Here is a 26,411-nt window from a genome sequence, read left to right as displayed (position 1 = left end):
CTCCCTGTCTATCCGCGCCCCGCATACGAATTCACGCGTCGGCAATCTGTCGCGCCAAACTCACGTGAGGGACTGAACGCATTATGAACTCGCCCGCCGACAATCCGCTCGACCGCGTCCTGGTACTCGAAATGGTCCGCGTGACCGAGGCTGCGGCGGTCGCCGCATCCAAACTGATCGGCCGCGGTGACGAGAAGGCCGCCGATGCCGCGGCGGTCGAAGCCATGCGCAAGGCCTTCGACACGCTCTATATGGACGGCACCGTGGTGATCGGCGAGGGCGAGCGCGACGAAGCGCCGATGCTGTTCATCGGCGAAAAGGTCGGTGGTGCGCCGGGAAGGGGGCCCAAGATCGACATCGCGCTCGACCCGCTCGAAGGCACCACCATCACCGCCAAGGCAGGTCCCAATGCTCTGGCCGTGCTCGCGGCGGCGGCCGAAGGCTGCCTGCTCAACGCACCCGACGTCTACATGGACAAGCTGGCGGTCGGCCCGGGATACCCGCAGGGCGTCATCGATCTGGCCAGGACCCCGACCGAAAACGTGAAGGCGGTGGCCGAGGCCAAGGGTGTCGAGCCCTCGGACATCATCGTCTGCGTGCTGGATCGTCCGCGCCACGCCGAGCTTATCGCCGAGCTCCGCAGCCTGGGCTGCGGCGTCGTGCTGATCGGCGACGGCGACGTCGCCGGCGTGATCGCGGTGACCGACGAGGACACCACCATCGACATGTATATGGGCCAGGGCGGCGCGCCCGAAGGCGTGCTTGCGGCAGCCGCGCTGCGCTGCGTCGGCGGGCAGTTCAACGGCCGCCTGGTGTTCCGCAACGACGACGAAAAGGCGCGTGCTGCCAAGTGGGGTATCGAGGACCTCGACCGGATTTACACCCGCGACGACCTGGTCAAGGGCGACTGCATCTTCGCTGCGACGGGCGTAACCTCCGGTTCGCTGCTCGACGGGGTCAAATACCTGCGCGGAGGACGGATGACGACCGAAAGCGTGGTGATGCGGGCGAGCTCGGGCACGGTGCGCTGGATCAAGGGCGAGCACCAGACTTCGTGACGGTTCGGGCAGACGCGACCGGCAGGGCGCGCTGTATTCCTCCCCAAAAACGACTCCTCGTGTTGCAATCCCATGACGCTCGGCTAGGCGGGGCGCAGCTCATCTACTCCCGGGGATTCGCCGCATGAAGATCATGGCCGCCAATTCGAACCTGCCGCTCGCCCGCGCGATTGCAGGTTATCTCGAGATGCCGCTCGTCGACGCGCAGGTGCGCCGCTTCGCCGATGAGGAAATCTTCGTCGAGATCCACGAAAACGTGCGCGGCGAAGATGTCTTCGTGGTCCAGTCGACCAGCTATCCGGCGAACGACAACCTCATGGAGCTGCTGATCTGCATCGATGCCCTCAAACGTGCATCGGCGCGGCGGATCACCGCGGTGGTCCCCTATTTCGGCTATGCCCGACAGGACCGCAAGCCCGGCCCGCGCACGCCGATCTCGGCCAAGCTGGTGGCGAATCTGATTACCGAGGCGGGCGCCGACCGCGTGCTTGCGGTGGACCTGCATGCCGGCCAGATCCAGGGCTTTTTCGACATTCCGACCGACAACCTCTTCGCCGCACCGGTGATGGCGGCGGATATCCAGGCGCGTTATGGCGACCAAGACCTGATGGTCGTCTCGCCCGATGTCGGCGGCGTGGTGCGCGCGCGAGCACTTGCAAAGCGGCTCGACAACGCCCCGCTGGCGATCGTCGACAAGCGCCGCGACCGCCCCGGCGAGAGCGAGGTGATGAATATCATCGGTGAAGTGAAAGGCCGCCACTGCATCATGATCGACGACATCGTCGATTCGGGCGGAACGCTTTGCAATGCCGCGCAGGCCTTGCTCGACCAGGGGGCCGCTTCGGTCGCCGCTTACATCACGCACGGCGTGCTCTCGGGCGGCGCCGTGGCGCGGGTCGATGGGTCGGCGCTCAAGGAGCTGGTCATCACCGATTCGATCCGCCCGACCGACGACGCCAAGGATTCGGACAAGCTCCGTATTCTCACCATCGCTCCGCTGATCGGCGAGGCGGTGCGACGCATCGCCGACGAAAGCTCGGTCAGCTCGCTGTTCGATTGATCATGGCGACCGCGGCCGATCTCGCTCTAGCCAACCGCCTCGCCGACGCGGCAGGCGAAACCATCCGTCCGTTCTTCCGCGGCGAATGGTCGCAGGAACAGAAGGCCGATCGCAGCTTCGTGACCGAGGCCGACCGTGCTGCCGAGGCCGCGATGCGCGCGATTCTCGAGAGCGAACGCGCCGACGACGGTATCATCGGCGAGGAGTACGGCACCCGCAACGAAGGTGCGGGCCGGCAATGGGTACTCGACCCGATCGACGGCACGACCAGCTTCATCGCGGGGCGGCCGATTTTCGGCACGTTGATTGCGCTCATGCAGGATGGCTGGCCGGTGCTCGGCGTTATCGACCAGCCCATCGCGCGCGAACGCTGGGTCGGGCGGATCGGCGAAGGCACGACCTTCAACGGCAAGCAAACGCACGCCGTCGCGTGCAGGGAGCTCTCCGAAGCGGTGCTCGGTACGACCACGCCGCACCAGTTCGAGGGCGACGATGTCGATGCCTTCATGGGCGTGGCCAAGGCGGTGGCCGAGCGCAAGATCATCTATGGCGGCGATTGCTACAATTACGGCCTCGTTGCTTCCGGCCACATCGACGTGGTGATCGAGGCGGGGCTCAAACTGCACGACTTCGCCGCGCTCGTTCCGGTCGTCGAAGGGGCCGGCGGAGTGATGAGCGACTGGCAGGGCAATCCACTCGATGCCGACAGCGACGGCCGCGTGATCGCGCTGGGCGACGCAGCCCGGCTCGAGGACGTACTCGAGGCGATGGGATGAGCGGACAGCTCGAAGGTCGCATCGCGCTGGTCACAGGCGCGGCGCGCGGGCTGGGCTTCGAGATCGCGCGGCGGTTGGCCGAGGATGGCGCGACCGTATGGCTCAACGGGCGTGACCTGGCAGCTCTCGAAGTCGCGGCAAGACGAATCGGCGGCGGGGCGCGCGTGCTGGCTTTCGATATCGCCGATGACGCTGCGACCGAAGCGGCCTTTGCGACGCTTGCCGATGGCGGCCTCGATATCCTCGTCAACAATGTCGGCCAGCGCGACCGGCGCCCGCTGGTCCAGCTCCAGCGCGAGGATATGGCCGCGCTGCTCGCCACCAATCTGGTCGCGCCGTTCGACCTCGCGCGCCGCGCGGTGCCGCTGATGCAGGCGCGCAAGTACGGGCGGATCGTCAACATCACCTCGATCGCCGCCGATATTGCGCGCGGCGACGTGCTCTACACCGCGAGCAAGGGCGGGCTGGCCGCGCTGACCCGTGCGCTGGCCGCCGAACTGGGCATCACCGGGATCACCGTCAACGCGGTTGCGCCGGGCTATTTCGCGACCGAGGCGAATGAGGACATGGCGAACGACCTGGGGGTCGCCAAGCACCTCGCGCGGCGTACTTCGCTCGGCCGCTGGGGCGAGCCCGACGAAATCGCCGGCGCGGTCGCCTTCCTCGCCTCGCCCGAGGCCAGCTATATCACCGGCCACACGCTGGCGGTCGATGGGGGCTATCTGACCCACTTCTGACTTGCTTTTGTGCGCAGAATCGCTAAGTGCGCGGCCTTCACCGACACGTGAATCACCGCCGGTCTGGCCGTAAGGGCTGCCAGGGCTGGCGCGACGTGTCTCTCACAAGGAGATGAAAATGCCCAAGCTGAAGACCAAGAGCGGTGTGAAGAAACGCTTCAAGATCACCGCAACCGGCAAGGTCAAGCATGGTGTGGCCGGCAAGCGCCACCGCCTGATCAGCCACAATGCGAAGTATATTCGCCAGAACCGCGGCACCACCGTCCTGTCGGAAGCCGACAGCAAGACGGTGAAGAAGTGGGCGCCCTACGGCCTCGACTGAGCGCGAATTAAGGAGAATACGAAATGCCTCGCATCAAACGCGGCGTCACCACGCGCCAGAAGCACAAGCGTCTATTGGATCAGGCGAAGGGCTATCGCGGCCGTCGCAAGAACACGATCCGCATCGCCCGCCAGGCGGTCGAGAAGGCCGGCCAGTACGCCTACCGCGATCGCAAGATCAAGAAGCGCAACTTCCGCGCCCTCTGGATCCAGCGCATCAACGCGGCGGTCCGCGCCGAAGGCCTGACCTATTCGCAGTTCATGCACGGCACCAAGCTCGCCGGCATCGAACTCGACCGCAAGGTCATGGCCGATCTGGCCATGAACGAAGCCGCGGCTTTCAAGGCGATCATCGAGCAGGCCAAGAAGGCGCTTCCCGCCTAACTGCCCGACCCGTAGCTCGCTAAGAAGGGCACTCCCTACGCGGAGTGCCCTTTTTCTTTCGGGGGCGCTTGTCGCCAACCCACAACTAGGTATAATCACCTAGCTAGTTGGGGGAGGCGACTGATCGGCCAGGATTTTATCGATGTGCGCTTCTTTGCGCCACCAGCCGATCTCGCACCCTGCTTCTCGACCATTTACCGGCTCGAAGTGGACCTGCCCGAAGGCGAGGTCCTGAAGGATTCGCTCCAGCCCGAATGGTGCAATCTGCGGTTCTTCAGCGAGAATCCGCCTTCTGCCGAAATTCCCGATGGACCGCGGATAAGCGGGGCGCGTTTTCAGGCGACCGGCCCCAGCTCTTGTCCCACGCATTTCACGCTCGGGCGGACCCGTATGTGGGGCGCCGGGCTGTTTCCGCTCGGCTGGGCACGCTTTGTCGGTGTCGATGCGAGCGAACATACCAATACGGCCGTCGACGGAGAAAAGTCGCCCCTGTTCTCCCGGTTCGCTCCGCTATGCGACACGCTGTGTTCGCGCGACTATTCGGACGAAGCGCAATTCGCCCACCTGATCGATTTCTTCCGCCAATTGGCCGATCCTCCGCGCGACAGCCGTCGCATCCAGAAGATCCACGAAGTGATGGTCGATCCGCGCCTGCTGCAGGTTGACGATTTCGCGCGACGGTGCGGTCTGTCCAAGCGCACGCTCGAACGCGCCTGCGCGCGGCATTTCGGCTTCTCGCCGCGGCTCCTGCTGCGAAGACAGCGCCTCATGCGTAGCCTTGCCGCCTTCATGCTCGAGCCGAGGGCAAGCTGGTCGGAAGTGATCGACCGCCATTATCACGACCAGTCGCATTTCGTGCACGAGTTCCATGCCTTCATGCGTTGCACGCCAAGCGAATATGCGGCCCAGCCGCATCCCGTCCTGTCCGCCTTCATGGCCGAGCGCAAGCGGATCTGGGGCTCTCCCGCCCAGACGCTCGAACTTCCTTGATCCTCGTGACGGAAGCGACGAAATCTGCTAGCCGGGCCAAGAGGGACGTGATTCCAATGGGTTCGAACAGGCTTGAATTGCGCGCCTGCCATAGGGCGAAGCGATAGTGACCGTCGGGGGCGCAACTTCCGCAGTGGCTTTGCGCTTCTTCCTGCCGCCGGAGGAGCTGCGGCCTTTCGTCACGACGCTTTACCACCTTGAAATCTCGGGGGCCGAGGACGAGCCGGTGGAAGACTGGCTGCATCCCGAATGGGCGAACCTCCGGCTCATTCCCGGCCGGACCGTCGAAGCGGGAATGGGGGGCAAGCCGCTCGAGCGGGTTCCGCGCGCCGTCATCGCGGGGCCGACCAGTATCACCACGCATTTCCGGGCGCACAAAGGCAGATCGTGGGGCATCGGAATCCTGCCGCTCGGTTGGGCCAGGATGACCGCTGCACGGGCCAGCGAGTACGCCGATCGTTACGCCGATGTCGAGGTGGACGCCGCTTTCGAAAGATTGCGGCCGCTGTGCGCCTGCGTTCCCGACGCAAACGACGATATCATCGCGGAACGCGATGCGATGCTACGCGAGCTGAAAATGCTGTTCGCCACACCCGCCGCGCGCGAGGCGGAGATGCAGCGCGTCGGCGCGGCATTCACCGACCAACGCTATCACAACGTGACCGAACTGGCGCAGTGCCTCGGCATGAGCACGCGCACGATGGAACGATTCTGCAACAGGATGTTCGGATTCGGCCCGCAACTGCTGCTTCGCCGGCAGCGATTCGTCCGCAGCCTTGCCAAGTTCATGCTCGACCCGTCTCTGAAATGGATCGACACGCTCGATAGCCATTATCACGATCAGGCCCATTTCGTGCGCGATTTCAAACGCTTCATGGCCATGTCGCCGACGGAATATGCGCGGCTGCCGCACCCGGTCCTGATGGCCGCCGCGCATGCGCGTACGGCCATCGCGGGGGAGGCGATGCAGGTCCTGCACAAACCTGCTCCGCCGCCGACTGAATGACGGGCGCCCATGGCTTTCGCACCGGCCTGTCGCCCGTCGCGGCAAGGGGCCGGAAGACTTGGTAGGAAAGGGCGCATTGCAGAAATCTTCGCTGGAGGTAACCGACTACGAATCGGGTGGTTTGAAGCTGCGGCTCATCGGCCCGCCACCCGATCTCGCTCCCTATCTTTCGGCCTACTACCGAACCGAAATAGCCGATGGGGTAATCGTGGAAGATTGGCTGCCGCCGGAAGAGGGCAATCTCAGGACCGGGCGAGCGGAAGTGTACGAGGCTGCGATCGGGGAGGATCCGGTCGTCCGAGTGGTCCCTTCGGTTATCTCGGGCCCGACCGACCGCGTTACCTATTTGCGCATCGGTGGCGGGAAATTCTGGGGCATCGGCCTCACGCCCGCCGGTTGGGTCCGCTTCATCGGCACACCCGCAAGCCAGATGACGAACCGCTTTGGCGACATTGGCGGCTCGGCCGATCTTGAACCGCTCCAGACGATGCTCGATCAGCTACGCGAAGACGGCGACGATGTCGAACGTGCGGCGACACTCATCAATACGACCTTTCGCGCCTTGCTCGGCGAGCGGCCGGAAGTCGACAAAACGGTTCGCGCCGTCCACCTCGATTTCCTCTCGGAAGACGCGTCCTCGGTCGCCCCAATCGCCTCCAAGGCGGGAATGAACCCGCGCACTTTCGAACGCTTTTGCAAGCGCCACTTCGGATTTCCGCCGCGCACGCTGCTGAAGCGCCAGCGGTTTCTGCGCAGCCTTGGCCAATACATGCTCGATCCGTCCATGCGCTGGATCGGCTCGCTCGACACGCATTACTGGGACCAAGCCCATTTCATCCGCGATTTCCGTGCGACGATGGGCATGACGCCCAGCGAGTTTGCAGCCCGGCCACATCCGATCATCACCGCTGCGGTCAGCGTCACGAATGCCAAAGCCGGCGTCACCATGCAGGCGCTGTATCGCCCTGCACGAGCCGGCGATTCCGAAACTGGGCTTTAGCAATCGCGCTCTTGCCGCTAGGGGGCGCGGGCACCTTTCCCCGATTTTTCCAAGCCAGACAGAATGACCGACCTCGACCAACTCAAGACCGATGCGCTGACGCGGATCGAAAGTGCGCCCGATGCCGCCGCCCTCGAAGCGTTGCGGATCGAATTCCTCGGCAAGCAGGGATCGATCTCGGGCCTGATGAAGACGCTCGGCAAGATGACGCCGGAAGAGCGGCAGGTACAGGGTCCGCTGCTCAACGGCCTGCGCAGCGAAACCGCCGATGCTATCGCCGCGCGCAAGGTAGTGCTCGAGGATGCTGAACTGGAAGCGCGGCTTGCAACCGAAAGCCTCGACCTCACCCTGCCGGCGCACGAATCGCCGAAGGGCAGCGTGCACCCCGTCAGCCAGGTGATGGACGAGCTGGCGGAAATCTTCGCCGACCTCGGCTTTTCGGTCGCGACCGGTCCCGAGATCGAGGACGACTGGCACAATTTCACTGCGCTCAACATGGCCGAAACGCACCCCGCGCGCGCCATGCACGACACGTTCTATTTCCCCGACGTCGACAGCGACGGGCGGCGCATGCTGCTCAGGACGCACACCTCGCCGGTGCAAATTCGTTCGATGGTCAAGCAGGGCGCACCGATCCGCATCATCGCGCCGGGCCGCGTCTATCGCAGCGACAGCGACGCCACGCACACGCCGATGTTCCATCAGGTCGAAGGCCTCGTCATCGACAAGGATATCCACCTCGGCCACCTAAAATGGACGCTGGAGACTTTCCTCAAGGCCTTTTTCGAGCGGGACGATATCGTGCTGCGCCTGCGCCCTTCCTATTTCCCCTTCACCGAGCCTTCGGTCGAGGTCGATGTCGGCTGGCAGGACGTGAAGGGGCGCCGCGTTCTCGGCGGTGACGGCGATGCGCCCGGTCATGGCTGGATGGAATTGCTCGGCAGCGGCATGGTCAATGCCCGCGTGATCGAGTTCGCCGGGCTCGATCCCGAGGAATGGCAGGGGTTCGCCTTCGGCGTGGGCGTCGATCGCCTCGCCATGCTCAAATACGGGATGGACGATTTGCGCGCCTTCTTCGACGGCGACCAGCGCTGGCTCGACCACTACGGCTTCTCGCCTTTCGACCAGCCGACCCTTTCGGCCGGTGTGGGAGCAAGCGCATGAAGTTCTCGCTCGAATGGCTGAAATACTTCCTCGACACCGATGCGAGCGTGGCGGACATCGCTGCCGCGCTCAACCGGATCGGCCACGAGGTCGAAGGCATCGAGAATCCGGCGGACAGGCTGGCCGGTTTCCGCGTTGCCAAGGTGCTGACCGCCCACAAGCATCCCGATGCCGACAAGCTGCAGGTACTGACCGTCGATACGGGCGAGGGTGATCCGCTGCAGGTGGTGTGCGGAGCGCCCAATGCCCGTGCGGGCATGAAGGGCGTGCTGGGCCTGCCTGGAGCGGTCGTCCCGGCGAATGGCATGGAATTGCGCAAGAGCGCGATCCGCGGGGTCGAATCGAACGGCATGATGTGCTCGGTGCGCGAGCTCGAACTGGGCGAGGAGCACGATGGCATCATCGAGTTGCCCGAGGATGCGCCGGTCGGCCAGACCTTCGCCGACTATCACGATGCCTCGCCGGTGTTCGATGTAGCGATCACGCCGAACCGCCCCGATTGCATGGGCGTTCAAGGCATCGCACGCGACCTCGCGGCGGCGGGCCTCGGTACATTCAAACCGGTCGAGGTGACCGCAATGGAGGGCGAGGGCGCCTGCCCTGTCGAAATCCGTACCGACGATCCGGAAGGCTGCCCCGCTTTCTACGGCCGCGTCATCCGCGGCGTCGACAATACAAAGCCTTCGCCCGAATGGATGCAGCGCCGCCTGATCGCGGCGGGTCAGCGACCGATTTCGGCGCTGGTCGATGCGACCAATTACCTCATGCTCGCCTTCGGGCGTCCGGCGCATGTCTATGACCTCGCCAAGCTGTCGGGTCCCGTAGTGGCCCGGCGCGCAAATGACGGCGAGACAGTCGAGGCGCTCAACGAGAAGACCTATACGCTCGACGACACCATGACCGTGATCGCCGACGATAACGACGTCCACGATATTGCCGGGATCATGGGCGGCGAGCATTCGGGTGCGACCGAAGCGACGACCGATGTGCTGCTCGAGATCGCCTATTTCGATCCCGAGCGGATCGGCGTGACGGGTCGCAAGCTCGGCCTCGCCTCGGATGCGCGCACGCGTTTCGAGCGCGGCGTCGACCCGGCCTTCCTCGACGACGGCCTTGCGATCCTGACGTCGCTGATCCTCAAAACCTGCGGCGGCACGCCCACCGAGGTCGCGCGGGCGGGCGAGGCCCCGGCCGAGCCGAAGGTCATCACCTTCGACCCGCACCTCACTTCGCGCCTCGGCGGCATCGATGTGCCACAGGACGAGCAGCGCGCGATCCTCGGATCGCTCGACTTCGTCGTCGCCGATGACTGGCAGGTGACCTGCCCGCCGCGCCGCCACGATATCGAAGGTCCGGCGGACCTGGTCGAAGAAGTCGTGCGCATCCACGGTCTCGACCATGTGACAAGCGTCGCCCTTCCGCGCGCGGAAGGCGTTGCGAAGCCGACCGCCAGCCCGCTTCAAAAGCAGGAGCGCAAGCTTCGTCGTGCGGCGGCAGCGCGCGGTCTCAACGAGGCTGTGACCTGGTCCTTCCTGCCGACCGCCGACGCCGAGCACTTCGCCGACGGCGCCGAGCTGTGGGTGCTGGACAATCCCATCAGCGAAGACATGAAGGCGATGCGCCCCTCGCTTATCCCGGGGCTGCTCGCTGCGGCCAAGCGGAATGCCGACCGCGGCGCGGATGGCAGCCGCCTGTTCGAGATCGGCCGACGCTACTTCCGCGGGAAAGGCGGCGCGAGCGACGAGAAACCGACGCTGGGCGTGGTGCTCGCCGGCGACAAGTCGCCGCGCGGCTGGGCGCAGGGCAAGGCTCAGGGCTTCGATGCCTACGACGCCAAGGCCGAGGCCATGGCGCTGCTGGAGGCGGCTGGCGCACCGGTCGGCAATTTGATGGTGATGGGCGAGGCGGGCGACCAGTTCCACCCCGGCCAGTCGGCCACGCTGCGCCTAGGCCCCAAGAACGTGCTGGCCCGCTTCGGCGCGCTGCATCCCAAGACGCTCAAGGCCTTCGACGTCGATGGTCCGGTGATGGCGGTCGAGATCTTCCTCGATTCGATTCCGGCGAAAAAGGGGGCAGGCTTCGCGCGTGCGCACTACGCGCCGCCCGCGCTTCAGTCTCTCACGCGCGATTTCGCCTTCCTAGTCCCGGCCGATCTTGCGGCGGGCGACCTCGTGAAGTCGGTGCGTGGCGCAGACAAGAAAGCGATCGTCTCGGCGCGCGTGTTCGACGTGTTCGAAGGACAGGGCGTGCCCGCAGGCAAGAAGTCGGTCGCCGTCGAAGTCACGCTCCAGCCGGGCGAGAAGAGCTTCACCGACGCCGAGATCAAGGCGATCTCGGACAAGGTGGTCGCGAGCGCCGGCAAGCAGGGTGCGGAGTTGCGCGGATGAGCCGGACCGCATTCGTCACCGGAGCAACCGCAGGCATCGGCGAAGCCACCGTGCGCACGCTCGTCGCCAGCGGCTGGCGCTGCGTGGCGACCGGGCGGCGCAAGGAACGGCTCGACGCGCTGGTGGAGGAGCTTGGCGCGGACAAGGTCCATGCCGCCTGTTTCGATGTCCGCGACACCGAAGCCATGGACGCGGCCATCGCCGCACTGCCCGAAGCGTTAGCGGGTATCGATCTGCTGGTGAACAATGCCGGCCTCGCGCAGGGACTGTCGCCCGCGCAGGAAGCCAGCCTCGACGACTGGCAGACCATGATCGACACCAATGTGACGGCCATGGTGGTGCTCACCCGCAAGCTGCTGCCCACGCTGATCGAGCGCAAGGGCGCGATCATCACCATCGGTTCGGTCGCGGGCAGCTACATCTATCCGGGCGGCAATGTCTATGCGGGCTCCAAGGCTTTCGTGAACCACTTCACGCTCGCTTTGCGCGCCGATCTCCACGGCACGGGCGTGCGGGTGACCAGCATCGAGCCGGGCATGGTCGAGACCGAGTTCACGCTGGTGCGCACCGGCAGCCAGGAGGCGAGCGACGATCTCTATCGCGGTGCCGACCCGATGACCGGGCAGGACATCGCCGATACGATCCGCTGGATCGCCGAGCTGCCGCCGCACCTCAACATCAACCGGCTCGAACTGATGCCGGTAAACCAGGATTTCGCCGGCTTCCGCGTCGCGCGCGAACACCACTAACCCATCAACGCCCGTCTCCGTTCGTGTCGAGCGAAGTCGAGACACGGTTGACCTGGACGCATCTCGACTTCGCTCGATGCGAACGGGAGGGTAGGAAAAGAGAATATGTCAGACCGCCGCACATTCGCGATCATCTCGCACCCCGACGCGGGTAAGACCACTCTGACCGAGAAGCTGCTGCTGACCGGCGGCGCGATCCACTTGGCGGGCGAGGTCAAGGCACGCGGACAGGCAAGGCGCGCGCGCTCCGACTGGATGAAGATCGAGCAGCAGCGCGGCATCTCGGTCACCTCCAGCGTGATGACCTTCGAACGCGAGGGCATCACTTTCAACCTGCTCGACACGCCGGGGCACGAGGACTTCTCCGAAGATACCTATCGCACGCTGACTGCGGTCGATTCCGCCATCATGGTCATCGACGCGGCCAAGGGTATCGAGCCGCAGACGCGCAAGCTGTTCGAGGTCTGCCGGTTGCGCAGCGTGCCGATCATCACCTTCGTCAACAAGGTCGATCGGGAAGGGCGCCCGGTGTTCGAACTGCTCGACGAGATCGCCGACATGCTCGCATTGGACGTGAGCCCGCAGGCCTATCCGGTGGGCATGGGCGGCGAGTTTGAAGGCGTGCTAGACTTCGCCACCGGCTGCGTCGCGCGGCCCGAAGGCCCCTCAAAGGAATTTACCGGCACGCGCGACTGCGATCCCGCGATCCCCGAGCGCTTCGCCGAGAACATCGAGCTGGCGCAGATCGGCTATCCGGAATTCGATCTCGAGGCTTACCGCAATGGCGACCTCACGCCAGTCTACTTCGGCTCAGCGCTCAAGAATTTCGGGGTCACCGAGCTGATCGAGGCGATCGCGAAATACGCCCCGCCGCCGCGCCCGCAACCCGCCGGCGATGAGCAGATCGAGCCGACGCATGACGAGGTCACGGGCTTCATCTTCAAGGTGCAGGCCAATATGGACCCCAACCACCGCGACCGCATCGCCTTCATGCGGCAGGTTTCGGGCACCTTCAAACGCGGGATGAAGCTGACCCCGTCGGGCCTCGGCAAGCCGGTCGCGATCCATTCGCCGATCCTGTTCTTCGCGCAGGACCGCGAAGTCGCGGATACGGCCGAGCCGGGCGACATTATCGGCATTCCCAACCACGGCACGCTGCGCGTGGGCGATACGCTGAGCGAGAAGAACGCGATCCGCTTCACCGGCCTGCCCAATTTCGCGCCCGAAATCCTGCGCCGCGTTGCACTGGTCGATCCGACCAAGACCAAGCAGCTCAGGAAGGCGCTCGACGACCTTTCCGAAGAGGGCGTGATCCAGGTCTTCTATCCCGAGATCGGTGGCCAGTGGATCATCGGCGTGGTCGGCCAGCTCCAGCTCGACGTGCTGATCAGTCGCCTTTCCGCCGAATACAAGGTCGAGGCCAGGCTCGAAGCCTCGCCCTTCGCCACCGCGCGCTGGATCAAGGGGGACGAGAAGGCGATGAACGAGTTCGAGAAGTTCAACCTGTCGAACCTCGCCAAGGATCGCGATGGCGACCTGGTCTTCATGGCCAAGAGCCCGTGGGACGTGAACTACCAGCAGGAAAAGAACCCGGACCTCACCTTCTCGGCGACGAAGGAGCGGTAGGCTTGCGGCAGGCGCGGCAAGGCGGCATTGCAGCGCCATGACGCTTCACGCCGGACCGACTTCGCAGACCTTCATCTCGCAGCGGCTGAGGCTGCATTATCTCGACTGGGGAAATCGCGGAAAGCCGCCCCTGGTATTGGTCCATGGCGGGCGCGATCATGCGCGCAGCTGGGACTGGGTCGCCGAACAATTGCGCGACGATTGGCATGTCGTGGCGATGGACCACCGCGGCCATGGCGACAGCGACTGGGTCTCAGACGGCAATTATTCCGCCAACGACATGGTCTACGACCTAGCGCAGCTGGTCCATCAGCTCGGCGTGGGGCCGGTGACCATCGTATCGCATTCGATGGGCGGCAATGTCTCGCTGCGCTATGCCGGGACCTTTCCCGATATGGTCAGCAAGATCGTCGCGATCGAGGGGTTGGGGCCAAGCCCCAAGCGGCAGGCGGAGATGCGCGAAAAGACCTATCCCGAACGACTAAACGAATGGATCGGCAAGAAGCGCGCTGCCTCGGGCCGTTCCCCGCGCAAATACGAGAGCATCGAGGCCGCTTTTGCGCGCATGATCGAGGAGAACAGCTACCTCACCGAGGAACAGGCGCGCCATCTCACGATCCATGGGGTCAACCGCAACGAGGACGGCACCTACAGCTGGAAGTTCGACCCACATCTCAACGTCTGGGCGGTCGAGGACATTGCCGATCGGTTCCTTCACCAGACCTGGGCCGCGATCACCGCACCCACGCTGCTGCTCTACGGCGCCGACAGCTGGGCCTCGAACCCGGAAGGCGATGGGCGGCTCGACCATTTTGCCAATGCCGAAGTGATCGAGTTCGAAAATGCCGGCCATTGGCTGCACCACGACCAGTTCGACCGCTTCATGACGACGATACGGGATTTTCTCTGATGGCCGATTTCTTCGACGCGCTGGACGACAAGCATATCGCGATGATCGGCAAGCAGCCGGTCTTCTTCGTTGCCACAGCCGCCGAAGATGCCCGCATCAATTTGAGCCCCAAGGGCTACGACGCCTTTCGCGTAATCGCGCCCGACAGGGTCGCCTATCTCGACCTCGGCGGGTCGGGCAACGAAACGCACGCGCATCTCGCCGCTGACGGGCGGATAACCCTGATGTTCTGCAATTTCGACCGGCCTGCGCTGATCCTGCGGATCTACGGAAGGGGGCGGGCGGTGTTGCCGCAGGACGATGGCTGGGATGAACTGGTCGGACAGTTCGACCTGATGCCGGGAACGCGGCAGATCTTCGATATCGCAGTCGAAAGCGTCCAGACCAGCTGCGGTTGGGGTGTGCCCTTCATGGACTATCGCGACGAGCGCCATACGCTGAAGAAAGCGCACGCCCAATCCGATCCGCAGGAATGGGTTGCCAAGACGCAGGGGCGCACGAAGAGCATCGACGGCCTGCCCACGCGGCCGACCGACCGCTATCTCGCAGGCGAATAGCGCGTACGTGCAGCTGACCTTCGCCAGCTACAACATCCACAAGGGTGTAGGGCTCGACCGCAAGCGCGATCCCGAGCGCATCCTGACCGTGCTGCACGAGATCGATGCGGACATCGTCGCGCTGCAGGAGGCCGACCGCCGGATCGGTCAGCGGGCGAGCGTGCTTCCACGCGCCGAAATCGACGACACCGATTGGCGCGTGGTCGAGGTGGCCAAGCGCCCGCGCAGCATCGGCTGGCACGGCAATGCATTGCTGGTGCGCAGAGGCATCGAAATCCTGGGGGGCGAGGCGCTCGACCTTCCCACGATCGAACCGCGTGGGGCCGTCTGCGGCGAGATCGTGGTCGAGGGGCACCGCCTGCGTGTGATCGGCACCCATCTCGATCTGTCGGGCCTGCGCCGCCGAGACCAGATTCGCGCGTTGCTCGCATTCGCCGATCGCTGCGCCGGCGATTGGCCCACGGTCATCATGGGCGATTTCAACCAGTGGGGCAGACGTACCGGCGCAATGCGCGAGTTCACTGGCGGATGGCAGATCCTCACCCCCGGACGCAGCTATCCCAGCCGCCAACCCGTCGCCACGCTCGACCGGATAGTTGCGAGCAGCCATTGGGCTGCAAGTCGGCGGAAGTGCACCACACCGGGCTTTCGGCCGTGGCTTCCGACCACCTGCCCGTCGTGGCGACGCTCCAGCTGATGAAAAAATAGGCACGCGCTTAAGGATTGGGCAATATATTTACGCATCAGTCGCGATGCGTGGCCGATTCTTACCTTGAACGCGTTTGGCACGCACTTTGCTGCATGTGCGAACGCCGGTGACTGGGCCGGCGGATCACATCAGGGGGTGAAGGCGTGAAGTTCATCATCGCAGTCATCAAGCCATTCAAGCTCGACGAAGTCCGTGAGGCTTTGGGGGGCATCGGGGTGGCCGGAATGACCGTTACCGAAGTCAAGGGGTTCGGCCGCCAGAAAGGGCAGACCGAAATTTACCGCGGCGCGGAATATTCGACCAACATGCTGCCCAAGGTGAAGCTCGAGATCGCCGCCAGCGACGACCTGGCTCCACAGGTGGTCGAGACGATCCAGCAAACCGCCAGCACCGAAGCCATCGGCGATGGCAAGATCTTCGTATTCGACCTCGCCACCGCCACGCGCATTCGCACCGGCGAGACCGGCGACACCGCGCTTTGAGGGGGCCCCGACCAATGACCCGACTGTTTTCCCGTGCCGCGCCGCTCACGCTCGCGGCTCTCGTCCTTGCCGAACCGGCGCTTGCCCAAGAGGTGGCCGAACCGGCTGCCGACGCGGTCGGCGGCGGCACCGGCTACATCCTCAACACTCTGCTGTTCCTGATCGGCGGCTTCCTCGTCATGTGGATGGCCGCCGGCTTCGCCATGCTCGAAGCCGGGCTGGTTCGCGCGAAGAACACGTCGACCCAGTGCCTGAAGAACATCGGGCTCTACTCGATCGCCGGCCTGATGTTCTGGGTGATCGGCTACAACATCGCCTATCCGCATGGTGAGGCCTCGAGCGCGCTGTTCGGCATCGCCGGCGGGCCCTACGGCATGCAGGGCGTGGGCGAGGCCGATCTCGAGACCGGCTACTCGGTCGCTTCCGACTGGTTCTTCCAGATGGTGTTCTGCGCCACCACCGCCTCGATCGTGTCGGGCACGGTGGCCGAACGGATCAAGATCGTGCCGTTCTTCATTTTCGTGACCGTGCTCACCGCCGTGATCTATCCGGTGGTGGTCAGTTGGGAATGGGGTGCGGGCTATCTCGACACCGAGTGGGGCTTCTCCGACTTCGCCGGCTCGACGCTGGTGCACTCGACCGGCGGCTGGGCCGCACTGGTCGGCGCGCTGATCATCGGGCCGCGACTCGGGCGCTACGGGCCTGGAGGACAGGTCAATGTCTTCCCCGGCACCAACATCCCGCTGGCGACGCTCGGCACCTTCATCCTGTGGCTCGGCTGGTTCGGCTTCAACGGCGCATCGCAGCTCGCGATGGGCACGGTGGGCGACGTTTCCGACGTGTCGAAGATCTTCGTCAACACCAACATGGCTGCCGCGGCAGGCGTAGTGGTGGCGATCATCGCGACGCAGCTGCGCTACAAGAAGGCCGACGTCACCATGGCGCTCAACGGCGCGCTGGCGGGGCTGGTGGCGATCACCGCCGAGCCGCTCGCACCCACGGTCGGCCAGGCGATCCTGATCGGCGGCATCGGCGGATTGCTGCCGGTGATCTTCGTACCGATCCTCGACAAGCTCAAGATCGACGACGTGGTCGGCGCGATCCCGGTCCACCTGGTCGCCGGCATCTGGGGCACGATGATCGTGCCGTGGACGGGCGATGCGACCTTCGCCGGCCAGGCCGTCGGCGTGCTGCTGACCGCCGTGTGGGTCTCCGCTGCTTCCGCCATCGTCTGGTTCGCGCTCAAGGTCACCATCGGTGTCCGCCCGAGCGAAGACGAAGAAATGACCGGCCTCGATATCGGCGAAACCGGGATCGAAGCCTACCCGGAATTCGCCCGGGCCAACTGATCGCAAGCTCGGCGGGGGCGCCGTTCTCTCCTCTCTCTTCCGGTGCCCCCGCCCAACCGTGTTCCTCCTGCGAACACCGACTTACTCGGGCCGGAGATTCGTTCTCCGGCCCTTTTTTTGCTTTGTGAGGACGGGCGTTACGCGGCCAGCGCATCCTTGACGAAATCGGCGCAGCGTTCGCCGATCATGATGCTCGGGGCATTGGTATTGCCCGAGACCAGCCGCGGCATCACGCTGGCATCGGCGACATAGAGCCCCTCGATGCCACGCGCCTTGAGCGTCGGGTCGACCACGGCATCCGCGTCGGAACCCATGCGGCAGGTGCCGACCGGGTGATAGACCGTGTCCGCGCGGTTGCGAATGAGCTCGTCGAGCTGCGCGTCGTCGTCGAGATCTATCGGATAGCGATCCTGTGGCTGGTACTTCGCCAGGCTGGGTGAGGACGCGATACGGTGCGACAGCCTGACCCCCTCGCGCAGGGTCGCAATGTCGCGTTCGTCGTCGAGGAAATTGGGATCGATCCGCGGGGCCTGACGCGCATCGCGCCCGTCGAGGCGCACCGTCCCGCGGCTTTCGGGACGCAGCACGCAGGCATGGAGCGAGAAGCCGTGGCCCTTGACCTTGGTGCGGCCGTGATCCTCGAGCATGGCGGGGACGAAATGCCACTGCACATCGGGTGCCGGCGCGCCGGGCATGACTTTCCAGAATCCGCCTGCCTCGGCATAGGGGGTGGTCATGATGCCGGTGCGTTTGCGCCGGTGCTCAACGATTGCCTTGGCCATGCGGACGGTCCCGGCAAGGCTGCTGCCGATGAAGTCCTTGCTCTCGGTCTCCCAGCTCGAAACATAGTCGATATGGTCCTGCAGATCGTCGCCGACCGCCGGCTTGTCGAGAACGACGTCGATGCCATGTTCCTTCAGATGCGTCGCCGGGCCGATGCCCGAAAGCATCAGGACTTGCGGCGAATTGAACGCGCCTGCCGAGAGCACGACCGCGCCGCGTGCCTTTACCGTGCGCTGCTTGTCGCCGACGCTATAGGTGACACCGGATACGCGTCCGTCCTCGATCTCGAGCCGCTGGACGCTCACCCCGATCCGCACGTCGAGGTTCTTCGAGCCTCGCCTGGGTTCGACATAGGCGCGCGCGGCTGACCAGCGTTCGCCGTCCTTTTGCGTCACCTGGTAGATGCCGAAGCCTTCCTGCTTCGCGCCGTTGAAGTCCGGATTGCGCGGCAATTGCAGCTGGGCAGCCGCCTCGACGAAGGCGAGGCTGCCAGGGTTGGGCCATTTTTGGTCGCTGACCCATAACGGACCCGATGCGCCGTGGAACTCGTCGGCCCCGCGCACATTGTGTTCGGCGCGCTTGAAATAGGGCAATACGTCGTCGTAGCTCCAGCCGCTACAGCCGACCTCGGCCCAATTGTCGTAATCCCATTGGTGCCCGCGAATGTAGATCATCGCGTTGATTGCCGAGGATCCGCCCAGCCCGCGACCGCGCGGCTGGTAGCCGGTCCGCCCATTTAGCCCCTTTTGCGGCACCGTTTCGTACCGGTAGTTCGAGGAATCGCGCAGGAAGGGCATGAAGCCCGGCGTCTTCACCAGCATGGTGTCGTTGCGCGGCCCCGCCTCGAGCAGGCATACGCTCTTGCCGGCCTCGGCCAGCCGTCCGGATACGGCGCTGCCCGCGCTGCCGCCACCGATCACGATGACATCGAATTCGTCCATGATTTCTCCTCTCTTGTGCGAGAGGTTAGGCAGCCTCGGCTTCGTCTGCAATCCGGTTTTCGAATGAAACGGATTTTTCCGCCTGTCCCCGCCGTTCGAGCCAGCGCTCGCGGATCTGGTCGGAAGTTTCGCGGCTACCGTCATGCGTCCAGCCGGGTTCGCGCAGGAGATAGGACATTTTGTGCCTCCAGGGCGCGCGCCACATGTCCTGCACGATACCGATCCATTCGTGGAACACCGCCCAAACCAGGTTGAAGCTGCCCAGCTGCTTGACGATCCCGTAGCGGATTTTCTCGTCGCGGGTTTCCGGCTCGAACGTGCCGAACATCTTGTCCCAGACGATGAACACGCCGGCATAATTGCGATCGAGATAGCGCGGGTTGGTCGCATGGTGGACGCGGTGGTGGCTCGGCGTATTCATCACCGCCTCGAACCAGCGCGGCATGCGGTCGATCGCCTCGGTATGGATCCAGAACTGGTAGATCAGGTTGAAGCCCGCGCAGATGGCGATCATCCCCGGATGGAAGCCGAGCAATACCAGCGGCAGCGCAAAGGCGAATCCCAATGTGAGAAACCCGGTCCAGGTCTGCCGGAGCGCGGTGCTGAGATTGTAGTGCTGGCTCGAATGGTGGTTCACATGGCTCGCCCAGAACCAGCGCACGCGGTGGCCGAAGCGATGGACCCAGTAATATTTGAGATCGTCGAGCACGAAGCACAGCGCGAAGGCCCACCAGCTCCACGGAATATCGAACAGCCGGAACTGCCAGACCCACAGGAACAGCGCGAAGAACGCGCCCCCGAACAACAGGCCCGACACCGTGCTGCCCAGGCCGAAGGCGAGGCTGGTGAGCGTGTCCCTGGGTTCGTAGGCCGTGGGGCGCTTGCGCCAGGCCCAGATCATCTCGATCAGGACCAGCGCAACGAAGCCGGGCACCGCGTATTCGGTGGGGGAGAAATCGGGCATTGCGATCAGCCTTCTAGCGCCTCTATCGCTTTCGCCCAAGACGCGGGATCATCGAGCAGCAGGCGGGCCGCGCCGTACCGCTTCTCCGCCGTGTCGACTACCAGCGCTTCGCCTTGCGCGCGTGCGCGGGCCGCAGGCGTCAGAAGGCGTCCGGCAAAATGTACGCCGTGCCGGCGCAGCAGCAGAACGCGCCCCGCCGCATCGCGCATCACCGCCCCCCGGCCTTCGCGATCGAGGCCGATCGCGACCGGTTCGTATCCGCTGACCGCTTCGTCGGCAGCAAGGCGCGCGGCATCTTCGCTATCGAGGCGCGGGGCGGGGCCGAGCTTGAGCCAATAGGCCAAACCGGCAAGCGCAAGAATGGCCACGAGCGAGCCGAGGAACTGCAGAAGGGCGGGCGGCAAATCCATCTTGCCAAAGGATTGGCACGCTGCCCGCTTTGCGGCAAGCAGGACATAACAGGGAGATGCCGATGAAGTCTTTTGTCATGCTTGCTGCCGGAGCTGCGGCGTTTGTCACGCCGACATTCGCGAACGACGCCGAACCGATCGCCAAGGTCGAAGCGCAGCAGGAGCGCACCGAGCGCGTCGCGCAGCAGATCTGGGACTTTGCCGAACTGGGCTATCTCGAAACGCAATCGAGCGGGCTGCTGATCGACGAATTGCAGCGCGAGGGCTTTTCGATCCGCGCCGGCGTGGCGGACATCCCGACCGCCTTCGTCGCCGAGTGGGGCGAGGGCGGTCCGGTGATCGGGCTGCTCGCGGAATTCGATGCCTTGCCCGGCATCAACCAGTCGACCGCCCCGACGCGCGACCCGATCGAGGGCAAGCATGTGGGCCATGCCTGCGGGCACAATCTGTTCGGCGCGGGATCGCTGAGCGCTGCGATCGCGATCCGCAACTGGCTCGAGGCGACCGACACGCCGGGCCGCGTCCGCCTCTACGGCACGCCTGCCGAAGAAGGCGGTTCGGGCAAGGTCTACATGGCGCGTGCGGGCCTGTTCGACGATGCCGATTTCGTGATCGACTGGCACCCGGCGGATCGCAATTCGGCCGCCTCGCGCAAGAGCCTCGCCAACCGTTCGGGCAAGTTCCGCTTCCGCGGCGTCTCCGCGCATGCCGCCGGTGCGCCCGAACGCGGTCGCTCGGCGCTCGACGGGGTCGAGGCGATGAACATGATGGTCAATATGATGCGCGAGCACACCACGATGGACACGCGCATCCATTACGTGATCACCAGCGGCGGCGCGGCGCCCAACGTCGTCCCGGATTTCGCCGAGGTCTTCTATTACGTGCGCCATTCGGATGCCGACGAGGTGCGCGCATTGTGGCCGCGGATCGAGGCGGCGGCCAAGGGCGCGGCAATGGGTACGGGAACGCAGGTCGATTGGGAGATCATCCACGGCAACAACCCGACGCTGCCGCTCGAATCGCTCCAGCTGATGATGGACAGGAAGCTGCGCCAGCTCGAACCGATCGTCTATACGGCCGAAGAACTCGAATGGGCCGCGACTATCAGCGAAAGCTTTGGCGAGGATGCACCCGAGCTGACCCAGGCGCAGGCGGTCGAGGATTATGCGGTACTCACCGGCTACGGCTCGACCGACGTCGGCGACGTCAGCCGGGCGGTACCGACGGTCAGCGTGCGCACCGCCGCCTGGGTCCCGGGCACTGCGGCGCATAGCTGGCAGGCGGTCGCCGCGAGCGGGCACAGCTATGGCATCAAGGGCACGCAGCACGCGGCCAAGGCAATGGTGCTCGCAGCGGTCGAACTCTACACCAACCCGCAATTGCGCGAGACGGCCAAGGCCGAATTCGTTGCGGCCCGCGGCGAGGATTACGTTTACGAATCGCTGCTCGGCGACCGCGAGCCGCCGCTCGACTATCGCCGCTGATCACTCACGCGTGCGGGCGGCGAACATGTCCATCGCCGGGCGCACCGGGCTGACGTCGTAACCGGCCGATGCGGCCGCCTCGCTGATCGCCTCCGGGTCCTCGCCCGTGCGAGCGCGGGCAAGAGACCAGAGCAACGTCGAACGCGTGCCCGACCGACAGAAGCCGAGGACCGGTCCCTCGGCGCCGGCGAGAGCGTCCTGCAGTTTCTCGACCTGCGGTTCGCTGAAACCCGCGCTGCCGATCGGGATGGCGAGATAGTCCATGCCCGCTGCGCGCGTGGCGGCCTCGATATCCGCGCCCGGCGGCTGGTCGGGCGCCTCGCCGTCGGGCCGGTTGTTGACCACCAGCGTAACGCCCATCGCCGCCGCTTCGGAGATTTCCTGCGGGGTGACCTGAGGGCTGGCGTAGAAATCGTCGGACAGTTTGCGAAATTCGCTCATCGGGCCTCTCCCTGCGCGCTGGCCAGCTTCGCTGCTGCCCGGCGATTGCGTTGCATGATATTGAGGATTTCGACGCCGACCGAAAAGCCCATTGCGGCGTAAATATAGCCCTTGGGCACATGGAAGCCGAAGCCGTCGGCGATCAGAACCAGCCCGATCATCACGAGGAAGGCGAGGGCGAGCATCACCAGCGTGGGGTTCTTTTCGATGAATCTGGCCAGCGGATCGGCGGCGACCATCATGATGCCGACGGTGATGACGACCGCCGTGACCATGATCGGGATTTCGTTGGTCATCCCCACCGCCGTGAGGATCGAATCGACCGAGAAGACGATGTCGATGGCGACGATCTGCGCGATCACCGTGCCGAAGGTTGCCTTTGCGGCATCGGCAACGCCCGGAGTCTTGTCGAGCAGGTCGCCCGAATCGTCTTCCGGTTCCATCGAGTGATGGATTTCCTTGGTCGCTTTCCACAGCAGGAACAGGCCGCCGACCAGCAGTATCAGGTCGCGTCCCGAGAAGGCGGTCTCGAAACTCACCTTGTTCGTCCCTTCCACCGGAGGGCCGGTGATGCCGAGATCGAACAGCGGGGTCTGCAGCGTCACCAGCCAGCCGATAAGCATCAGCAGCCCGATGCGCATGACCAGCGCCAGCGCCAGCCCGATCCGGCGCGCCCGCTGCTGCTGGTGTACGGGAAGCTTGTTCGACAGAATCGCAATGAAAATGAGATTGTCGACTCCGAGGACGACTTCGAGCGCGATCAAAGTGAGCAGGGCCAACCAGGCGGCCGGGTCGGAAAGCAGGGCCAGATATTCCATCGATGACCCTCTGCCGAACCCTTCCGCTGCGTTCAAGCCATCATACGCGCAACCTGCTCTATGCGAAAATGTCACATTTTTGCGGTTTGCTGGCCATAACAGCTAAATCATTCGCGCATAGCCTTCTTTCACGCTATGACGAATGCACAGGGAGGGTTTCGTGCCCGCCCGCACCGGTGCGGAAGCAGTCCTTTGTGCCGGTGAGGTTTGGATGACGGGCTGCACGACAAGGTATTGTTCGAGTTATGGGTTACGACAGAGGGCGCCGCCGCGGAAAGGACAAGCGCGACGGATTCGGCGAAGACGGTTTCGACAATTTCGGTGGCCCGCCAGCCGATTTCGCACCCCACGAAGCATTCCAGAACGATCGCTTCGGCGGCGGTGACCGGGGTGGCGACCGTGGCGGTGGCTATGGCGGCGGAAACCGCGGCGGCGGTTTCGGCGGTGGCAATCGCGGCGGCGGTGGCGGCGGTTTCAATCGCATGCCCGCGCAGGTCGTCGGTACCGGCAAGGGTGCGGTGAAGTTCTTCAACAGCCAGAAGGGCTTCGGCTTCATCCAGCAGGAAGGCGGCGGCGAGGACGTTTTCGTCCACATCAGCGCTGTCGAGCGTGCTGGCCTGGAAGGTCTGGCCGAAGGACAGGAGCTGGAATTCAATCTCGTCGATCGCGGCGGCAAGGTCTCCGCACAGGACCTGCAGGTCGTCGGCGACGTGATCCCGGTGCAGTCGCGTGGGGGCGATGCGGGCGGCGGTGCGCCGCGCCGCGAACTCACCGGCGAGAAAGCGACCGGGACGGTCAAGTTCTTCAACTCGATGAAGGGCTTCGGATTCCTTACCCGCGACGATGGCCAGCCCGATGCCTTCGTGCACATCAGCGCGGTCGAACGCTCCGGTCTCGCCGGCATCAACGAGGGCGAGCGCTACGAATTCGATCTCGAAGTCGACCGACGCGGCAAATATTCGGCGGTCAACCTCGTTCCCGTTCAGGACTGAGGGGCGCCCGCGCGATCCGGTTTGACCCGGCGCACGAGACGCAATAGATCGCTGGCAAACACGCAGATGGCGGTTCCCGCGAGGGACCGCCATTTGTCTTTCAACCGCAAATGCACCCACGAAAGAGGTGCCGCTGGAGGACCCATGTCGATTTCGCCGCTGATGCCTGTCTACCCGCGCTGCGGAGTCCGCCCCGTCAAGGGCGAACATTGCCACCTGATCGACGAGGACGGCACGCGCTATCTCGATTTTGCCAGCGGGATCGCAGTCAACCTGCTGGGGCACAGTCACTCCGGGCTGATCGGTGCGATCCAGAAGCAGGCCGAAACGCTGATGCACGTTTCGAACCTCTATGGAAGCCCTCAGGGTGAGGAACTGGCGCAGCGGCTCGTCGACAAGACCTTTGCCGACACCGTCTTTTTTACCAATTCCGGAGCCGAGGCGGTCGAAGCGGCGATCAAGACCGCGCGCGCTTATCATCAGCACGATGATGGCGATGCCAACCGCACCGAGCTGATCACCTTCACCAACGCTTTCCACGGCCGCACGATGGCGACGATCAGCGCCTCCAACCAGGAGAAGATGCACAAGGGCTTCCTGCCTCTGCTGGCCGGGTTCCAATATGCCGAGTTCGACAATCTCGAGCATGCCAAGTCGCTGCTGAGCGAGAAGACTGCCGGTTTCCTCGTCGAGCCGATCCAGGGCGAAGGCGGCATCCGTCCGGGCAGCGAAGAGTTCATCCGCGGCCTGCGCCAGCTCGCCGACGAGAATGACCTCATGCTCGTTTTCGACGAGGTCCAGTGCGGCGTCGCGCGCACCGGCAAGCTCTACGCCTACGAACATTACGGCATCGAGCCCGACATCATGGCCACCGCCAAGGGCATCGGCGGCGGCTTTCCGCTCGGCGCCTGCCTCGCGACCGAGAAGGCGGCGCGTGGCATGGGATTCGGCGCGCATGGTTCGACCTATGGCGGCAACCCGCTCGCGATGGCGGCCGGCATGGCGGTGATGGACGCCGTCGCCAATGACGAATTCCTTGCCGAAGTGACCGAGAAGGGCGAGCGCCTGCGCACACGACTCGAGCAGTTCATCGGCAATTACCCCGAACTGTTCGAACTGGTTCGCGGAAAGGGGCTGATGCTGGGCATCAAGATGAAGGTCGAAAGCCGGCCCTTCTTCGTCCACCTGCGCGACAACCACCACTTGCTGACCGTGGCCGCTGGCGACAATACGCTGCGGGTGCTTCCGCCGCTGGTGGCGGGCGATGCCGAATTCGACGAGTTTTTCGAAAAGCTGTCGGACGGCGCGGCAAGTTACATTCCGACAAGCTGAGTGAGGGCGAAGTGATGCGGCATTTCCTCGACCTTTCGGATGCGGGCGGGGATGCGCTCGCCGCCATGATCAACGACGCGCAGGACCGCAAGACGGCGAGGGTCGGCTGGCCCAAGGGCAAGCCCGATGCCGACGCGCCGCTGGCGGGCCATGTGCTCGCCATGATCTTCGAGAAGAATTCGACCCGGACGCGGGTCAGCTTCGACATGGCCATGCGCCAGCTCGGCGGCTCCGCGCTGATCCTCGAATCGGGGACCAGCCAACTGGGCCGTGGCGAGAGCATCGCCGATACCGCACGCGTCCTCAGCCGCATGGTCGATGCGATCATGCTGCGCACCGACGATCACGAAAAGGCGCTGGAGATGGCGCGCCATGCCAGCGTGCCCGTGATCAACGGCCTGACCGACCGCTCGCATCCTTGCCAGATCGTCGCGGATCTTCTGACCGTGATCGAACAGGGCAAGGCTTTGCCCGGTCTCGAACTTGCCTGGCTGGGCGATGGCAACAATGTCCTGCACTCGATCCTCGAGGCTGCCGGGCTGATGAAGTTCAATGTGCGGATCGGCACGCCGCAGGGCTACGAACCCGAGATGGAATTCGTGGACATGGCGCGCTCGGCAGGGACCACTGTGGCGCTTACCAACGACGCGCGGGAAGCGGTCGCGGACGCCGACATCGTCGTGACCGACACATGGGTTTCGATGGGGCAGGAGCATGCGCAAGACAAGCTCGCGGCAATGGCGCCGTTCCAGGTTTCGGGTGAGCTCATGCGTGCTGCCAAGCCCGATGCGAAATTTCTCCACTGCCTCCCGGCCCATGTCGGCGAGGAGGTTACCGCAGACGTGTTCGAGAGCGACCAATCGGTGGTCTTCGACGAAGCCGAGAATCGCATCCACGCGCAAAAATCGGTGCTGCTGTGGTGCTTGGAGAAAATTTGAGCGGAGTGAACGCACTCTAACATTTCGACCGGGTCTGCCCCAT

27 protein-coding genes are annotated in these 26,411 nt (G+C 64.6%); 22 read left to right on the top strand and 5 right to left on the bottom strand.

The window, feature by feature from the left end:
* Positions 1-83 precede the first annotated feature (83 nt).
* The 18 genes from glpX (at position 84) to ACQY4G_RS04535 (ending at position 17,265) form a co-directional block, all read left to right on the top strand.
* Complete coding sequence (gene glpX / locus ACQY4G_RS04620) at positions 84-1,058, top strand: class II fructose-bisphosphatase (protein WP_067691828.1); 975 nt, start codon at positions 84-86, stop codon at positions 1,056-1,058.
* A gap of 124 nt (positions 1,059-1,182) precedes the next feature.
* On the top strand, positions 1,183-2,118 hold the full coding sequence (locus tag ACQY4G_RS04615) for a ribose-phosphate pyrophosphokinase (protein ID WP_067691826.1): 936 nt from the start codon (positions 1,183-1,185) through the stop codon (positions 2,116-2,118).
* 2 nt (positions 2,119-2,120) lie between these two features.
* Positions 2,121-2,894, top strand: a complete 774-nt coding sequence (locus ACQY4G_RS04610; protein ID WP_421993338.1) for an inositol monophosphatase family protein — start codon at positions 2,121-2,123, stop codon at positions 2,892-2,894.
* Positions 2,891-3,631, top strand: a complete 741-nt coding sequence (locus tag ACQY4G_RS04605) for an SDR family oxidoreductase (protein ID WP_421993336.1) — start codon at positions 2,891-2,893, stop codon at positions 3,629-3,631. The genes ACQY4G_RS04610 and ACQY4G_RS04605 overlap by 4 nt, the downstream gene beginning before the upstream one ends.
* Before the next feature lie 118 nt (positions 3,632-3,749).
* The gene (gene rpmI, locus ACQY4G_RS04600) at positions 3,750-3,953 is read left to right on the top strand and encodes a 50S ribosomal protein L35 (protein WP_067693021.1); all 204 of its coding nucleotides are present in this window, start codon (positions 3,750-3,752) and stop codon (positions 3,951-3,953) included.
* 23 nt (positions 3,954-3,976) lie between these two features.
* Positions 3,977-4,336 (top strand): 50S ribosomal protein L20, encoded by a 360-nt coding sequence (gene rplT / locus ACQY4G_RS04595; RefSeq protein ID WP_067691817.1) that lies wholly within the window; start codon positions 3,977-3,979, stop codon positions 4,334-4,336.
* Positions 4,337-4,480: 144 nt separating this feature from the next.
* On the top strand, positions 4,481-5,326 hold the full coding sequence (locus tag ACQY4G_RS04590) for a helix-turn-helix domain-containing protein (protein WP_234002351.1): 846 nt from the start codon (positions 4,481-4,483) through the stop codon (positions 5,324-5,326).
* Positions 5,327-5,432: 106 nt separating this feature from the next.
* Complete coding sequence (locus tag ACQY4G_RS04585; protein ID WP_421993334.1) at positions 5,433-6,332, top strand: helix-turn-helix domain-containing protein; 900 nt, start codon at positions 5,433-5,435, stop codon at positions 6,330-6,332.
* 76 nt (positions 6,333-6,408) lie between these two features.
* Positions 6,409-7,332, top strand: a complete 924-nt coding sequence (locus ACQY4G_RS04580; RefSeq protein ID WP_421993332.1) for a helix-turn-helix domain-containing protein — start codon at positions 6,409-6,411, stop codon at positions 7,330-7,332.
* Positions 7,333-7,395: 63 nt separating this feature from the next.
* On the top strand, positions 7,396-8,496 hold the full coding sequence (gene pheS / locus ACQY4G_RS04575) for a phenylalanine--tRNA ligase subunit alpha (RefSeq protein ID WP_421993330.1): 1,101 nt from the start codon (positions 7,396-7,398) through the stop codon (positions 8,494-8,496).
* Positions 8,493-10,883, top strand: coding sequence for a phenylalanine--tRNA ligase subunit beta (gene pheT / locus ACQY4G_RS04570; protein WP_421993328.1), 2,391 nt, complete (start codon positions 8,493-8,495; stop codon positions 10,881-10,883). Before pheS ends, pheT begins: the two co-directional genes overlap by 4 nt.
* Positions 10,880-11,632: an SDR family NAD(P)-dependent oxidoreductase gene (locus ACQY4G_RS04565; RefSeq protein WP_421993326.1), complete on the top strand. Its 753-nt coding sequence runs from the start codon at positions 10,880-10,882 to the stop codon at positions 11,630-11,632. Before pheT ends, ACQY4G_RS04565 begins: the two co-directional genes overlap by 4 nt.
* A 105-nt stretch (positions 11,633-11,737) precedes the next feature.
* Complete coding sequence (locus ACQY4G_RS04560; RefSeq protein ID WP_421993324.1) at positions 11,738-13,258, top strand: peptide chain release factor 3; 1,521 nt, start codon at positions 11,738-11,740, stop codon at positions 13,256-13,258.
* A gap of 37 nt (positions 13,259-13,295) precedes the next feature.
* Complete coding sequence (locus ACQY4G_RS04555) at positions 13,296-14,168, top strand: alpha/beta fold hydrolase (protein WP_291168194.1); 873 nt, start codon at positions 13,296-13,298, stop codon at positions 14,166-14,168.
* The gene (locus ACQY4G_RS04550) at positions 14,168-14,725 is read left to right on the top strand and encodes a pyridoxamine 5'-phosphate oxidase family protein (RefSeq protein ID WP_421993322.1); all 558 of its coding nucleotides are present in this window, start codon (positions 14,168-14,170) and stop codon (positions 14,723-14,725) included. Before ACQY4G_RS04555 ends, ACQY4G_RS04550 begins: the two co-directional genes overlap by 1 nt.
* A gap of 7 nt (positions 14,726-14,732) precedes the next feature.
* Positions 14,733-15,422, top strand: coding sequence for an endonuclease/exonuclease/phosphatase family protein (locus ACQY4G_RS04545; protein WP_428483094.1), 690 nt, complete (start codon positions 14,733-14,735; stop codon positions 15,420-15,422).
* A gap of 155 nt (positions 15,423-15,577) precedes the next feature.
* Positions 15,578-15,916: a P-II family nitrogen regulator gene (locus ACQY4G_RS04540; protein ID WP_067691785.1), complete on the top strand. Its 339-nt coding sequence runs from the start codon at positions 15,578-15,580 to the stop codon at positions 15,914-15,916.
* A gap of 14 nt (positions 15,917-15,930) precedes the next feature.
* On the top strand, positions 15,931-17,265 hold the full coding sequence (locus ACQY4G_RS04535; protein ID WP_291168188.1) for an ammonium transporter: 1,335 nt from the start codon (positions 15,931-15,933) through the stop codon (positions 17,263-17,265).
* A 137-nt stretch (positions 17,266-17,402) separates the two neighbouring features.
* On the opposite strand, the gene ACQY4G_RS04530 is transcribed toward ACQY4G_RS04535, so the two are convergent.
* The 3 genes from ACQY4G_RS04530 to ACQY4G_RS04520 are packed head-to-tail and all read right to left on the bottom strand — an operon-like array spanning position 17,403 to position 20,363.
* On the bottom strand, positions 17,403-18,989 hold the full coding sequence (locus ACQY4G_RS04530; protein ID WP_421993318.1) for a GMC family oxidoreductase: 1,587 nt from the start codon (positions 18,987-18,989) through the stop codon (positions 17,403-17,405).
* A 25-nt stretch (positions 18,990-19,014) separates the two neighbouring features.
* The gene (locus tag ACQY4G_RS04525) at positions 19,015-19,953 is read right to left on the bottom strand and encodes a sterol desaturase family protein (RefSeq protein WP_421993316.1); all 939 of its coding nucleotides are present in this window, start codon (positions 19,951-19,953) and stop codon (positions 19,015-19,017) included.
* A gap of 5 nt (positions 19,954-19,958) precedes the next feature.
* Positions 19,959-20,363 (bottom strand): hypothetical protein, encoded by a 405-nt coding sequence (locus tag ACQY4G_RS04520; RefSeq protein ID WP_067691770.1) that lies wholly within the window; start codon positions 20,361-20,363, stop codon positions 19,959-19,961.
* A gap of 62 nt (positions 20,364-20,425) precedes the next feature.
* Here ACQY4G_RS04520 and ACQY4G_RS04515 point away from each other — a divergent pair, with 62 nt between their 5' ends.
* Positions 20,426-21,847: an amidohydrolase gene (locus ACQY4G_RS04515; RefSeq protein ID WP_421993314.1), complete on the top strand. Its 1,422-nt coding sequence runs from the start codon at positions 20,426-20,428 to the stop codon at positions 21,845-21,847.
* On the opposite strand, the gene ACQY4G_RS04510 is transcribed toward ACQY4G_RS04515, so the two are convergent.
* Together ACQY4G_RS04510 and ACQY4G_RS04505 are read right to left on the bottom strand one after the other, a co-directional pair.
* Positions 21,848-22,288, bottom strand: a complete 441-nt coding sequence (locus tag ACQY4G_RS04510; protein ID WP_421993312.1) for a TIGR01244 family sulfur transferase — start codon at positions 22,286-22,288, stop codon at positions 21,848-21,850.
* Positions 22,285-23,106: a TerC family protein gene (locus tag ACQY4G_RS04505; RefSeq protein ID WP_067691764.1), complete on the bottom strand. Its 822-nt coding sequence runs from the start codon at positions 23,104-23,106 to the stop codon at positions 22,285-22,287. The genes ACQY4G_RS04510 and ACQY4G_RS04505 overlap by 4 nt, the downstream gene beginning before the upstream one ends.
* Positions 23,107-23,351: 245 nt before the next feature.
* Here ACQY4G_RS04505 and ACQY4G_RS04500 point away from each other — a divergent pair, with 245 nt between their 5' ends.
* The 3 genes from ACQY4G_RS04500 to argF all read left to right on the top strand — a co-directional run bounded on the left by ACQY4G_RS04500 (position 23,352) and on the right by argF (position 26,368).
* Complete coding sequence (locus ACQY4G_RS04500) at positions 23,352-24,098, top strand: cold-shock protein (protein WP_067691762.1); 747 nt, start codon at positions 23,352-23,354, stop codon at positions 24,096-24,098.
* A 144-nt stretch (positions 24,099-24,242) separates the two neighbouring features.
* Positions 24,243-25,430, top strand: coding sequence for an aspartate aminotransferase family protein (locus ACQY4G_RS04495; protein ID WP_421993310.1), 1,188 nt, complete (start codon positions 24,243-24,245; stop codon positions 25,428-25,430).
* 11 nt (positions 25,431-25,441) lie between these two features.
* The gene (gene argF / locus ACQY4G_RS04490) at positions 25,442-26,368 is read left to right on the top strand and encodes an ornithine carbamoyltransferase (RefSeq protein ID WP_421993308.1); all 927 of its coding nucleotides are present in this window, start codon (positions 25,442-25,444) and stop codon (positions 26,366-26,368) included.
* Positions 26,369-26,411 lie beyond the last annotated feature (43 nt).

The sequence above is a fragment of the Qipengyuania sp. genome (assembly GCF_965277845.1).
In the GTDB taxonomy this organism is placed as follows: domain Bacteria; phylum Pseudomonadota; class Alphaproteobacteria; order Sphingomonadales; family Sphingomonadaceae; genus Qipengyuania.
The sequence above is the reverse complement of the archived record's forward strand: the minus strand, read 5'-3'. Positions and strand labels throughout refer to the sequence as shown.